Consider the following 12,905-nt stretch of genomic DNA (forward strand, 5'->3'; position numbering starts at 1 on the left):
AGGTTTTCATAATGCTAAATGGAGAAAGAATCATTTCAAAACCGCTGCGCTGGGCAATGGTAGGCGGCGGGCGGCTCAGCCAGGTTGGATATAAACATCGTATTGGAGCGCTGAGAGACAATACTGCCTTTCAATTAACCGCAGGCGCCTTTGATATCAATGCCGAAAGAGGAAAAGACTTCGGGGTGAACCTCGGAGTGGATGCGGAACGCTGTTATCCCGACTATCAAACAATGTTTGCGGAGGAAGCGAAAAGAGAGGATGGCATAGAGGTTGTATCGATTGCCACTCCGAACGGCACTCATTATGAGATCTGTAAGGCAGCGCTTGAAGCAGATCTGCATGTCATTTGTGAAAAACCGCTGTTCTTCACTTCAGAAGAGGGCTATGAAATCAAAGCGCTCGCAGAGAAAAAAGGGAGAATTGTCGGCGTGACATACGGTTTTTCCGGCAATCAAATGCTCCTTCAAATGCGTGCGATGATTGAGCAGGGCAAGATCGGCGATATTCGTGTGGTTGACTTGCAGTACACACACGGTTTTTGTGCGGCAGATGAAGGCGAAAACATAAGCGCTGCACAGAAATGGCGTGTCGACCCTGCGATCGCCGGGCCAAGTTTTGTACTAGGCGATTTATCTACCCACACGTATTATATGTCACAGCTTATTCTGCCTAAGATGAAAATTAAAGAGCTGCTGTGTGACCGACAGAGCTTCGTCGGCAGCCGCGCACCGCTAGAGGATAATGCCCATGTGCTGATGCATTATGAAAATGGAGCGGTCGGAACGATGTGGGCATCGTCAATCAATGCCGGATGTATGGATGGCCATAGAATCCGGATTGTCGGCTCAAAGGCAAGCATTGAGTGGTGGGACAATATGCCAAATGAACTGACGTATGAAGTGCAGGGAGAGCCGAGCCAGACACTCGTTCGCGGCATGCCGTATTTAGATGATGTTTGCAGCGCCGATGAACGACTGGGCGCCTTACACAGCGAAGGGCTGTCTGAAGCATGGGCCAATATTTATCTTAAATTTGCCATTGCGATAGACGCCAAAAACCGTGAAGATGAAGAAATCTTGAACAACTTGGTGTATCCTGACATTGATGCAGGGATCGAGGGCATTCGCTGGATTGAGAACTGCGTGCGCTCGGCAAACCAAGGGTCAGTTTGGGTTGAATTTAAATAAATGAGGGGATGCGCCGCATATGACATAAAGTTCATATGCGGTTTTTATTTTCCAGAAACACCTGTAAAAAATAACAAGAGGCAGGTATGATAAGAAAGGAATTGCTTATAGGAGTGATGAGCGTGAAGGCTCTTTTATTTACAAGAATTTTCACCTTGATGGTGAGCTGTTCGATGTATCTGTCCCTCGTAAAGGATGATAACTGGTTTGAATATCTATTTATAGCGTTAGGAGCTGCCGTGTATGCAGCCAATCATTTTCTGCTGAAAACAGAGAAGTATGACGTCTGGTTTTGTCTGATTGATCTTACGGTCGGCTTTTCGTTTGGATTCATGTTTCCCGGCAATGGTTTGTTCATTATTATGCTATGCCCGGTAGCTGTCGCATTTTTTCTGCGCGGGTTCAATAGAAAAATGGCATGGTTTTTGTTATGTCTTTGCTCAATTTTGTTTTCAATTGTCCTCATACGTACATATCTGCTAGCCGGCAATGAATACGTCATGGATCATATCACCAGCATGACATTTGTGGTGTTCTGCGGGGTGGTCGGCAAATTAATCCGCAAACTTCTTGAAGCACAAGAAACGGCAAAACAGCAGTTTCAGGAACTGACGGATTCGCATCGGGCGCTGTCAGCAGCACACCAGGAGCTGCATTTATATGCGAAGCAGGTCGAAGAACTCACTGCCATTCACGAGCGGAACAGAATGGCACGGGACATCCATGATACAGTAGGGCACAAAATGACGGCGCTTCTTGTCCAGCTGCAGCTTCTGCGTGAATGGCAAAAAAGAGACAGCCGAAAAGCAGATGAGACAGTCGGCGTCTGTGAAACGCTCGCCCGTGAAGCACTCGGCGATATCCGCTTATCAGTCCGAACCCTGCAAACGGAGAACGATCCCTCATTCATTGAATCGCTGAAACAACTGACAGAAGACTTTTACAAAAATGCGGGCGTCACATCCGAACTGACGGTCAGCGGCGATCCTGCGCTGGTCCCGCTGTCTCTGCATCCGACTGTGATCAGAACGGTGCAGGAGGCGCTGACCAATGCAAAACGTCACGGCGGCGCCACTGCCTGCTCGATTCAGCTCACGTGTTCACCGGAAACAGTCAGTCTTTTAATTAAAGATGACGGAAAAGGAAATCCTGAGGCCGCGCTGGGATTTGGTCTCTTGAATATGAAAAAGCGGGCGGCCGAGCATGGCGGGATGATCCGTTTTGAAAGCGAGCGGGATCAAGGATTTACCGTGATTGCGGAATTTTCTTTGGCTAATAAAAAATGGAGCTTTGGGCCCGCACAGCAAAAGGAGAGTTTATCATGATTAAAATCATCATTACCGACGATCAGGATATCGTCAGAGAAGGGCTGGCGTCTCTGCTTCAGCTCCGGGAAGAGCTCGATGTCATCGCCACGGCGCGAAACGGACAGGAAGCCTTTGAAAAGGCGAAAGAGCTGGAACCGGATATCGTATTAATGGACATCCGCATGCCGGTGTCCAACGGGGTGGAGGGAACAAAATTGATCACCAGCTCGCTGCCGGGCGTAAAGGTGCTGATGCTGACGACCTTTAAAGATTCAGAGCTGATTGCCGAAGCGCTTGAAGAAGGGGCAAGCGGGTACCTGTTAAAGGACATGTCAGCCGATACGATTGTGAAAGCGGTGATGACTGTTCAATCAGGAGGAATGGTGCTCCCGCCGGAACTCACAGCCCAAATGCTGAATGAATGGAAACGAGAAAAACAGCTGAAAGGAACGGAAGAGAAAGAAAAACCGAAGGAACTGTTCGAACTGACCGAGCGTGAAATGGAAGTGCTGGCTGAGCTCGGGTACGGACTGAACAATAAAGAAATTGCCGAAAAGCTGTACATTACAGAAGGAACAGTGAAAAATCACGTGTCAAACATTATCAGCAAACTGTCTGTCAGAGACAGAACCCAAGACGCCATTTATTCCGTCAGACATGGCGTATCTGTCTTTTGATAGATGACGTTTGGCATATGCGTTACCTTGAAAAGGCCTGTCACAGGCCTTTTTTTATGCCCGATGTTCTATCCGGCGCCACATGTTTCACGCCTCAATCTCTTCTACAATGGCAATGGGATAAAAAAAGGAGTGAATCGGCGTGCTTCAAGCAGAAAATATCAAAAAGGCATACGGAAAAAAAACAATTGTCAAAGGAATCTCTTTTTCCTTGAAAAAGGGTGAGTCGTTCGGACTGCTCGGACCGAACGGAGCGGGGAAGTCCACAACCATTTCTATGATTTCCGGACTTGTGCCGCTTGACGGAGGGGAGATTACAGTCGGCGGGTATGTTATCGGCAAAGACACGAACAAAGCCAAGCAAAAAATCGGCATCGTCCCGCAGGAAATCGCCCTGTACCCGACACTGACGGCTCAAGAAAATCTCGTATTCTGGGGGAAAATGTATGGACTCACGCATGGAGAGGCCAAAAAAAGATCAGCAGAAGTCCTTGAATATGTAGGGCTTACTGAGCGGGCTAAAGATAAAATCGAAACATTCTCCGGCGGAATGAAACGGAGAATTAACATAGGCGCCGCCCTTATGCATAAGCCTGAGCTGCTTATCATGGATGAACCGACCGTCGGTATCGACCCTCAATCGAGAAATCATATTTTAGAAACAGTCAAACAGCTCAACGAAACAGGCATGACCGTGATCTATACGAGTCACTACATGGAAGAGGTCGAGTATTTATGTGACCGGATCGGCATTATTGATCAGGGAGAAATGATTGCGATCGGCACAAAAAACGACTTGTGCAGCCGTCTTGGAGGAGACACGATCATCCAGATGACTGTCAGCGGGGCAGATGAAGGATTTCTTTCAGCTATCCGCTCGCTTGCCCATGTGAATGATGTAACAGTGAATGAATCAGAGCTCAAAATTGAGGTTGCTGCGGCGCACCATGAGAAAGTAGTCACCAGCCTGCTCACGGAAGCCGCTGCCCATCAAATGAATCTCCTGTCTCTTCAGGTTCAGGAACCAAATCTGGAACGGCTGTTTCTGAATCTGACAGGCCGCACATTGCGGGATTAGGAGGGGCGGCGATGAAAAAAGCAATATGGATCGCATGGAAAGATGTCAAAATCAGAATCACGGATAAAAAAGGGTTTATGATGCTTATCCTAATGCCGCTGATTTTAACAGCCATATTAGGGGCCGCTCTTGGATCAATCCTTGGCGGAGGCAGCGAGATTGATGAAATCAAAGTCGGCTATGTCCAGTCTGATCAGTCAGGCGCGTCGAAGATGTTTAAAACAGATGTACTTGAAAAAATGAAGATGATCAACGTCACAGAAGCAGGCAGTAAAAAGGAAATGAAAAAGCTGCTGGCGGAAAAGAAAATTGATGTCGGAATTGCCGTCCCGGCACATTGGGGATCCGGCAAGAAACCGGCCGCTGTCTATGCTGGCACTGATCAGGAATTAAAAAGCTCTATCATAGAAACGGCTGCAGTGTCTTTTATAGACCAATACAAGGCGGTACGAGAAGCGGCATCCGCCTCGATGGAATATGTCACCAAGACGGAAGCTGTAAAACAAGGAAAGCTCAATCCTTCCCTCATAGCAGAAAATCTTGCTAAGATGCTTGAAAAAGAAGCGGGTGCCAGGCTTGCTGTTACGGAGAAATCAGTCGGCGCAAAAGAAGTTACCAGTTTTCAATACTATTCGGCGGCAATGCTTTGCATGTTTATGCTGTTTCATATGACGGTCGGCGCGAAATCATTTTTGCTGGAAAGGGAAACAGAAACCCTTGCCAGACTGCTGATGACGCCTGCACAAAAATACGCCATTCTCTTCGGGAAGTGGCTCGGAACCTATTTGTTTGCCATTATACAATTTTTCATTTTTATTATTGTGACCATCAATATATTTGATGTGGACTGGGGAGACAATCTCTTGTTTGTGTGCGTGCTGGGGCTTTCCTACGCAGCAGCTGTATCCGGCATTTCAATGCTTCTTGCTTCGTGCATCAGCGATATGAAGTCAGCAGATGTTTTAGGAGGTTTTGGAATTCAGGTGCTTGCTGTTCTCGGCGGTTCTATGCTTCCGATTTATCAATTTCCGGATTTTCTGCAATCTGTTTCAAAGGCGGTGCCAAATCGATGGGCGCTCGAAGGCTTTCTTTCCTTAATGGAGGGGGGAGGCTGGGCTGAACTTCAAACGCCGGTCCTTCTTTTTGCGGCAATCGGTCTTTGTTCACTGGCTGTTGGCATCAGAAGGCTTCACACAAGATAAGGAGGTAAAACACGGTGAAAAAAATCATAGCCATTTGCGGCGTTGAGCTTTCTCTCATTTTTAAGAAGCCGCAGAACTATTTAATGATGTTCGCTGCCCCGCTGCTGCTGACTTTTGTGTTCGGCGGTCTGCTCGGCGGAAATGATGATAAGATGCGGCTTGCGATCGTCGATCAGGATGATACGCTTCTTTCACAGCATTATATCCGGGAGCTCAAGCAACATGATGATATGTATACATTTCAAACGATGACTAAAAGCAAAGCTTCAGAAAAACTGAAACAAAAGAAAATTGCCGGAGTCATCACCATTTCCCGCTCTTTCCAAGAGAAGCTGGAAAAAGGAGAGAAGCCGGGACTGGTCTTCAGTCACGGTCCAGAGCTGACAGAAGCGCCAGTCGCTAAACAGTATGCCGAAAGCAAGCTGGCAAAGCTCAACATTCAGGTAACCGCGGCAAAAACAGCGGCCGAGGCGGCGGGGGAGAGCTGGAAATCGGCTTATAAAACGGTAATCGCCAAAGATCGTGGAGATAGCGCCCCAGCTGTAAAACGGGAATCTCTCAATGATAAAAAAGAAGGCGAGGGCGTAAGTGACACAGCTTCACGAGCTGCAGGCTTTTCCATTCTGTTTGTGATGCTGACAATGATGGGAGCAGCGGGCACGATATTAGAAGCGCGAAAAAGCGGCGTCTGGCCGAGACTGCTCACCGCGTCTGTCAGCCGCGCGGAAATCGGAGCGGGGTATGTGCTGTCGTTCTTTGTGATTGGCTGGATTCAATTTGGAATGCTGCTTCTCGCATCCCATTGGCTGTTCGGAATCAGCTGGGGCAATCCGGCTGCACTGATCGTGTTAGTATCCTTTTTTCTGTTAGCAGTCGTGGGCATCGGCTTGATGATTGCTGCCAATGTCAGAACGCCAGAACAGCAGCTTGCTTTCGGCAACTTGTTCGTTATTGCGACGTGTATGGTGAGCGGAATGTATTGGCCGATAGAAATTGAGCCGAAGCTGATGCAGTCCGTTGCTGACTTTCTCCCGCAAAAGTGGGCGATGAACGGACTGACAGAAATTATCGCTAACGGGGCAACCATCACGGATATACTCGGCATTTGCGGCATCTTGCTTGCTTTTGCCGCCATCACCTTCACAGCGGGGCTGAAAGCGCTCCGAACGTAAAAGCATCCGCCTCTGGGCAGATGCTTTTATCATTATATCGTGTGTTCTGTCAGGTTCAGTCTTTGTTCCAAGTGTTGTTTGCCGGACGGCCAGTCACCTTCGATTAAGGCCGCTCCTGGGTATTCTCTTGTATCATGGCTAAAATATGCTCCAGCCAGGATACGTAATTCTTTTCCCGTTCCAGCGCTTTTGTCAGTACCAGATAGTGGCCGAAATCCGGTGAAGAAAACGACATTGGCTCCGCTGAGGCCATTAGCTTTTCATAACTGCCTTGCAGATCAGCGAGCTTCTCCTTGCGCTTCAGCAGCTGGTCTGTAAACAAGTCGGCTGCCTCCTGGCGTGACAGAGAAGAAATGAAATAAGCCTTCAGCATAAATTCATCCTTCACTGTTTCCGGAATAGGGTGGTGGCGGGTCAGCCACACGTGAAGCTCCTGTTTTCCGCTGTCTGTCAGGGTATACATTTTTTTCTCAAGTTTTGTGCCCTGAATCGTTGTCCGGAATGTGATAAAGCCTTCATCTGTCAGCTTTTTGAGCTCCGGATAAATCTGGCTGTGCTTGGCGCTCCAAAACTGGCCGAGCTCCGCTTTGAAATAACTTGTAATATCATATCCGCTCAATTCGCCTTTTCGTAAAAGCCCTAATATGGCGTATTTTAATACTCTCATGCTGTCCTCCGTGTCTATGGCTGTTTTTGCAAAAAAGAAACTTTTTAAATTCCCTGCCGCCGCAAAATCGTATCGTTCTTTTCTCTTATACCGGCAAAACAAATGTGAATTCTTATATAAAATAGTGAATGCCATCTATTCTCATGCCTAGCTTTCATCTGTTCCCTATATTATAGGAAAGGGAGACTGGGAACACAACCGCATGTCTCCTTACGCTTATAGTCCTTTCAAGTTTCTTTCGAGTGTATGGAAGACAACTTCCAATAGACAAATTTATGCTTTCAACAAAATAATAATGAAATTGAAGATTCTGATAAGTTTATATTTACCAAGTTTAAATTTAACTGTATAATCATTTTGGTAAATACATGATTGAGGAGAAACGGAAAATGAAAAGATTACTTATTGCATCAACTATTTGTCTATCAATGTTTTTGTCTATTCTAGCAGCTCCGCCTTCAAGTGCAAAGGCGGAAACAGCACATAACCCTGTTGTTCTTGTTCATGGGATTAGCGGTGCATCATACAATTTTTTTGCTATTAAAAATTACTTAATCTCTCAGGGCTGGCAAAGCAATAAACTGTATGCGATTGATTTTTATGATAAAACAGGGAATAACCTAAATAACGGCCCGCAGCTTGCAGCATATATTGATCGCGTTTTAAAAGAAACAGGAGCTAAAAAAGTAGATATTGTGGCTCATAGTATGGGAGGAGCCAACACGCTGTATGCTATAAAATATTTAGGCGGGGGCAATAAGATTCAAAATGTTGTCACGCTCGGAGGGGCTAATGGTTTAGTGTCATCTGTTGCGCTGCCGGGTACAGATCCTAATCAAAAGATCCTCTATACATCGATCTACAGTCTGAATGATGAAATTGTCATCAATAGCTTGTCTCGATTACAAGGAGCCAGAAACATCCAACTGTATGGCATTGGACATATTGGATTGCTTTCTAATAGCCAAGTCAACGCCTATATTAAAGAAGGATTGAATGGCGGAGGATTAAATACGAACTGATGCTTCAAAGATATGCGGCTATGTTAAAACCTGCTGTTTGGTTACAGCAGGTTTTTTGTTTTCTGACAGGTTGAAAAGAGCAGAAAGTCAGAATGAAAACTGGCCTTTTTTGTAAGTTCTAATACAGTTATTCAGCACTTCCCGAATGAATACTTCATATAACGGATAATCCTGCTCAAACACTTCTGCTGAAGCTTTTCGCAAATGCGGGAGCCGCCACCTTCATGACAAATGGTCCCTTCCGCAACGCCGGCTTTTTTGGTAATTTCACTAATGGATGCCGAGGCAAATCGCGGATTAGATTACTATCAAAAAGGCATTTTGTAATTTTGCGGAATCAAAAAAGAGAACAGGACACTGTTCCCGCGCCTCAAGCATAGCAGCCCGGCTGTACGGGTCAAATGGCTGAGGGCGGTATGCCAAAAAGTTATGGGTTTTTATGGGTCTTAGTCGTTCATGCATACTGAAAGATAAGAAATCAGGCACTTTTTTCAATTGAAGCAGGTGTGTTATGGTACAACCATCGATTTCTAAAAATTTGAAATAAAGGAGCGCTGTTATGCAAATCAAAGAAATTTTTGTGATCCGCTGCATTTCGTGCTTAAGTGTCGTTCTGCTCCATATCATTTCAATGGTTCTGATGCTTCAGGCGGAAGCACTTGCTGATATTTCTCACACGGTTGATTCTTTGCGCACACTCCTGATGTTCAGCACGCCTGCTTTCATTTTCATCTCTGAGTTTTTGCTGGCGCGTTCTTATCCTGACGGGGTGCCGGAGGGGTTTTTGAAGAAGAGAGGAAAAGTGATTTTTATTCCCTTTTTGTTTATCGCAGCCATTGATGCCTTGCTGATGGCCAGTGCAATGGGGGGAAAGCTGACTTTTCTGGCGTTTGTGCAGAAATATCTGGAAAACGTATTTTTAGGAAACTTTATCGGATATTTCATTCTTGTCATCTTCCAATTTTATATCCTGCACATGCTCTTTCATGAGTATTTGAAAAAAGCATCGCCAAAATGGGTGCTGTCTGTTTCGTTTGTGGTGACAGCCGCTTATTTGGGCTATTTCTCAGCAGTCAGTCCGGCACCCGCTTCTGAACAAGGCGGTTCATTTCCGTTCTTCTGGGTTCCATTTGCAGGCTGGCTTTTCTACTTTTGTCTCGCTTATTACTGCGGAAAAGAGTACAAGCGGTTTTTAGCGCTGCTGAATCAATACCGCTGGGCGGTATACGGCGCTGCGGTCGGGTCCGCCGCGTTGGTTGTGGCTGTTTCTTATTTCGGAGAGGTCGGCATGATCAGCTCAAAGCGGCCTGACATCATGCTTTATTCAACAAGTATGATTTTCCTGTGCTTTCACCTGTTTTCTAACATAAAGCAGGTGCCGAAAATCATTATGTTTATCAGTAACTATTCCTTTTCGATTTATCTGCTGCACGCTTATTTTATGATCATTGGCTATGTTTTGCTGTTAAATATGCCAGACATTCCCGCCGTGCCGGCCGTTTTCTTGCTGTTTGCCGTCTGCACAGCGGGCCCGATACTGACATCCTGGGCACTGAACAAGTTTAAATATGGATATTTGTTTGTAGGGAAAATCTATCAGCCGAAGAGGCGAAAAGTAAAAATGGAAGTGCGAGACCACGCAGGCTGAAAAATCACGGCAGGAGAAATGTTCCTGCCTTTTTTTACGCAAATTTATACATGAAAGAACAACTATTACACCATTTCCTTTAAAATAAAAGTGAATTTTCATATATGCCAATGAGCAGGATCAGCAGATGCCTGTTTATTGAAAGGAGAGCAAACCATGTCAACAGCCAATCTAAGCTATCCGATAGGAGAGTACAAACCTAGGAAATTCATATCAAACGAGCAGAAAGAAGAATGGATTCAAGTGCTGGAGGAAGTGCCGGTTAAGCTGAAGCAAGCCGTTGAGGGAATGACGGACAGCCAGCTTGATACACCATACCGAGACGGCGGATGGACCGTCCAGCAAGTTGTTCATCATCTGGCTGACAGTCATATGAACAGCTATATCCGTTTTAAATTAAGCTTGACAGAAGAGACGCCGGCCATCCGTCCGTATGATGAAAAAGCATGGTCGGAGCTTGAAGACTCCAAAACAGCGGAGCCGAGCGGTTCACTCGCGCTTTTGCAGGAGCTTCACGGAAGATGGACGGCTCTTCTCCGCACTCTGACGGATCAGCAATTTCAGCGCAGATTTTACCATCCCGATACAAAAGAGATCATTACCCTAGAGAACGCGCTGTATGTCTGGCACTCACATCACCATATCGCTCATATTACGGAGCTTTCCAAACGGATGGGGTGGTCTTAACGCTTTTGCCGGCGGAAAGCCGGGAGACTGATTGCTGCAATCACCAGCAGAGAAATCACAGCAGCCGCCGCATATAAATGATCATAGCCGCTGGCAACACTGGCATGAATGGCATCGCTTATCGCAGTTTTGACTTCAGGCACAGGAATGCGTTCGATCTGTTCTTGTAAAGAAGAAACATCTGAACTGTCGATCTCGGGAATCATCTGCATAGCCTTCCCTGACTGTCCGCTGTCCGATAAGCGGCTGCTGATTTCATCGCCGATTTGGTCAAACCCTGCTGTGATAAAACCTGCATAAAGAGTAGGCGCCAATGTCAGTCCGATTTGCCTTACTAATGAAAGCGTGCCGAGCGCCGTGCCCTTATTCGCTTTAGCTGCTTCTGATACAAGAACATTCAGCGGAGCGCCTAGCAGAAAGCCAAAACCGATGCCAGCCGCCACGCTTGCAATGACAAACTCCCATTTTTCCGTCACCCAAAGCGGAAATAAAGCAAATCCCGCACATGAAATAATTCCTGAAAGCACAACAGTTTTCACCGGTCCTTTTTTGTCGGTGAGCGCTCCGCCAAGCCAAGCGCCGATTCCGGAAGCTAAGGCAAGAGGTGTCATCCAATAGCCCGCTTTTGCGGCAGGAACGCCTAAATATTGCTCAACATATGACGGAATAAAAATAACCGCCGCCAAGAGGCCCCCGGATAATAAACCGATGATAAGCGTTCGCTGAAACATGTGATTCCGAAGTAAAGAATACGCCAGAATGGGATCGCCCCCGCGCATTTCCATCCGCTTCTCAAACCATACGAGCGCCGCAAAACAAAAAATACCGAAAACAATACATCCATAAACCTCAGGGTCTCCCAGGCTTTTTAAGAGATTTGCCCCGTCAAGGTTTGTCATGCCGTACATTACAGCCAAAATTGACAAGGACAGAAGAAAAATTCCGGCCGTGTCGAGACGTTTGGCCTCCGGCGCTTTGGTTTCCACAATAAAAAATGCACCGAAAACAACCAGCAGCACTGCAATCGGCAGGTTAATCAAAAACAGCCAATGCCATGACCCGGTCCAATCAAGCAGAAAGCTTCCAATATTGGGTCCGAGCACAGCAGCCATCCCGTTCATCGCCCCTAGCAAACCAAGGGCCTTCCCTTGCTTTTCCTTTGGAAGTGTAGCAAGGACGTGAGAACTTCCGATGATGAAAATCCCGCCGCCTCCAAGCGCCTGAATCAGCCGTGAGATAAGAAAAAGCGGAAAGCTTTGGCTTAAAGCGACAAGCAAAGAACCAAGCCCGAAAAGGCCGACTTCAATAAGAAACAGCTTTTTTCTGCCGTAGCGGTCGGAAAGCTTTCCGACGATCGGCACACTGACGCTGAGACCGAGCGTATAAAGCGTAATGCCCCATGAACCCCAAGACGGAGAAACGGCAAACGATTCGTTTATCGTGGTCAGCGCAGCGGAGATGATCCCGTTATCCAGCGCAGCCATAAACACACCGATGGTAAACAGGCTGATCGCCCACTTTTGGCTTTTTTGATCTGCCAATGCCTTATGCATATTCATCACTCCCTTTACTTCACTTGGAATATATTATTCATTTAAAATGAACTAAATGTCAAATAAAAAAAGTCTGCCTCCGCAGTTTGCGTGAGGACAGACTTCGCTGACATTATTCTTTTTTAGCCTGCTCCAGCGCTCTGGAAAGAATAGAAAGCCCTTTGGAAACAGCTTGCTTTTCATCAGGAGACAGTATCTCCAAGGAACGCTTCAATTTCATATGGCCCTTTTGATAAAGTCCGCGAAAAATATTTTTCGCATTCTCCGTTAAATGAACAACCACTGAACGGCGGTCCTCTTCAGAGTGTGATCGTTTAACAAAGCCGGACTTCTCAAGGCGGTCAAGCAGCCCGGTAGTATTTGACAGGGAAGCCCCCATTTTCTCTGCAATTTCACTGACCTTCAGCGTTCCGTGATTGTTTAAAAGCATGAGCACTTTCATTTGCGGCATGCTCATATCCAGCTTCATCCACTCAGATACATCACCGAGCCCGGCAGATGTTAAGACTTTCATATAAAGCACCCAGATTTCCCGTTCCTCAGATGAAAGAATATTTTCGTTTAATACTGTTGTATCATGTAAGTTATATTCCATTTGATCACTTCCTCGTCATTCGCTCCTCTTACCATATTACTCGATTTTAACCGCTGAAAGAAAGTCAGCATAAACCGCAGATGAGACTTTGTCCGAAAAATAGCGGT

At 46.4% G+C, this 12,905-nt stretch carries 12 protein-coding genes; 9 read left to right on the forward strand and 3 right to left on the reverse strand.

Annotated features, from left to right (window positions below; all coding sequences use genetic code 11):
* The first annotated feature begins 8 nt into the window (after positions 1-8).
* The 6 genes from KXD37_RS22085 to KXD37_RS22110 all read left to right on the forward strand — a co-directional run bounded on the left by KXD37_RS22085 (position 9) and on the right by KXD37_RS22110 (position 6,626).
* Positions 9-1,190 carry a Gfo/Idh/MocA family protein gene (locus KXD37_RS22085; RefSeq protein WP_106021602.1) on the forward strand — a complete coding sequence of 394 codons (1,182 nt, stop codon included), beginning with the start codon at positions 9-11 and terminating at the stop codon, positions 1,188-1,190.
* Between the two features lie 122 nt (positions 1,191-1,312).
* The gene (locus KXD37_RS22090) at positions 1,313-2,515 is read left to right on the forward strand and encodes a sensor histidine kinase (RefSeq protein WP_038954171.1); all 1,203 of its coding nucleotides are present in this window, start codon (positions 1,313-1,315) and stop codon (positions 2,513-2,515) included.
* Positions 2,512-3,174, forward strand: coding sequence for a two-component system response regulator LnrK (lnrK, locus tag KXD37_RS22095; RefSeq protein ID WP_263463738.1), 663 nt, complete (start codon positions 2,512-2,514; stop codon positions 3,172-3,174). Before KXD37_RS22090 ends, lnrK begins: the two co-directional genes overlap by 4 nt.
* Positions 3,175-3,316: 142 nt before the next feature.
* Complete coding sequence (locus KXD37_RS22100) at positions 3,317-4,252, forward strand: ABC transporter ATP-binding protein (RefSeq protein ID WP_127695660.1); 936 nt, start codon at positions 3,317-3,319, stop codon at positions 4,250-4,252.
* Between the two features lie 11 nt (positions 4,253-4,263).
* Complete coding sequence (locus KXD37_RS22105; protein WP_151174852.1) at positions 4,264-5,454, forward strand: ABC transporter permease; 1,191 nt, start codon at positions 4,264-4,266, stop codon at positions 5,452-5,454.
* Between the two features lie 14 nt (positions 5,455-5,468).
* Positions 5,469-6,626 (forward strand): ABC transporter permease, encoded by a 1,158-nt coding sequence (locus tag KXD37_RS22110; protein ID WP_263463739.1) that lies wholly within the window; start codon positions 5,469-5,471, stop codon positions 6,624-6,626.
* 103 nt (positions 6,627-6,729) lie between these two features.
* On the opposite strand, the gene KXD37_RS22115 is transcribed toward KXD37_RS22110, so the two are convergent.
* Positions 6,730-7,293 (reverse strand): PadR family transcriptional regulator, encoded by a 564-nt coding sequence (locus tag KXD37_RS22115; RefSeq protein ID WP_095714600.1) that lies wholly within the window; start codon positions 7,291-7,293, stop codon positions 6,730-6,732.
* 389 nt (positions 7,294-7,682) lie between these two features.
* Between KXD37_RS22115 and KXD37_RS22120 the strand changes: the two genes are divergently transcribed.
* The 3 genes from KXD37_RS22120 to bstA all read left to right on the forward strand — a co-directional run bounded on the left by KXD37_RS22120 (position 7,683) and on the right by bstA (position 10,650).
* Positions 7,683-8,315 carry an esterase/lipase family protein gene (locus KXD37_RS22120; protein ID WP_127695654.1) on the forward strand — a complete coding sequence of 211 codons (633 nt, stop codon included), beginning with the start codon at positions 7,683-7,685 and terminating at the stop codon, positions 8,313-8,315.
* Between the two features lie 559 nt (positions 8,316-8,874).
* Positions 8,875-9,963, forward strand: coding sequence for an acyltransferase family protein (locus KXD37_RS22125; protein WP_188323627.1), 1,089 nt, complete (start codon positions 8,875-8,877; stop codon positions 9,961-9,963).
* A 156-nt stretch (positions 9,964-10,119) separates the two neighbouring features.
* Entirely contained in the window at positions 10,120-10,650 is a 531-nt protein-coding gene (gene bstA / locus KXD37_RS22130) for a bacillithiol transferase BstA (RefSeq protein WP_188323628.1), read from the forward strand.
* Here the strand turns inward: bstA and KXD37_RS22135 are convergent.
* Together KXD37_RS22135 and KXD37_RS22140 are read right to left on the reverse strand one after the other, a co-directional pair.
* The gene (locus tag KXD37_RS22135; RefSeq protein WP_106021594.1) at positions 10,647-12,203 is read right to left on the reverse strand and encodes an MFS transporter; all 1,557 of its coding nucleotides are present in this window, start codon (positions 12,201-12,203) and stop codon (positions 10,647-10,649) included. The two genes, bstA and KXD37_RS22135, sit on opposite strands and share 4 nt — an antisense overlap.
* 112 nt (positions 12,204-12,315) lie before the next feature.
* Positions 12,316-12,798, reverse strand: coding sequence for a MarR family transcriptional regulator (locus KXD37_RS22140; protein ID WP_106021593.1), 483 nt, complete (start codon positions 12,796-12,798; stop codon positions 12,316-12,318).
* Positions 12,799-12,905: the final 107 nt, after the last annotated feature.

The sequence above is a fragment of the Bacillus sp. XT-2 genome (genome assembly GCF_025696525.1).
Taxonomy (GTDB): Bacteria; Bacillota; Bacilli; order Bacillales; family Bacillaceae; genus Bacillus; species Bacillus halotolerans.

Bases quoted from the DNA above. Each gene is read 5' to 3' on its own strand.
- lnrK (WP_263463738.1), top strand. From the start codon at position 2,512: ATGATTAAAATCATCATTACCGACGATCAGGATATCGTCAGAGAAGGG.
- KXD37_RS22105 (WP_151174852.1), top strand. From the start codon at position 4,264: ATGAAAAAAGCAATATGGATCGCATGGAAAGATGTCAAAATCAGAATC.
- KXD37_RS22115 (WP_095714600.1), bottom strand. From the start codon at position 7,293: ATGAGAGTATTAAAATACGCCATATTAGGGCTTTTACGAAAAGGCGAA.
- KXD37_RS22120 (WP_127695654.1), top strand. From the start codon at position 7,683: ATGAAAAGATTACTTATTGCATCAACTATTTGTCTATCAATGTTTTTG.
- KXD37_RS22125 (WP_188323627.1), top strand. From the start codon at position 8,875: ATGCAAATCAAAGAAATTTTTGTGATCCGCTGCATTTCGTGCTTAAGT.
- bstA (WP_188323628.1), top strand. From the start codon at position 10,120: ATGTCAACAGCCAATCTAAGCTATCCGATAGGAGAGTACAAACCTAGG.
- KXD37_RS22135 (WP_106021594.1), bottom strand. From the start codon at position 12,203: ATGCATAAGGCATTGGCAGATCAAAAAAGCCAAAAGTGGGCGATCAGC.
- KXD37_RS22140 (WP_106021593.1), bottom strand. From the start codon at position 12,798: ATGGAATATAACTTACATGATACAACAGTATTAAACGAAAATATTCTT.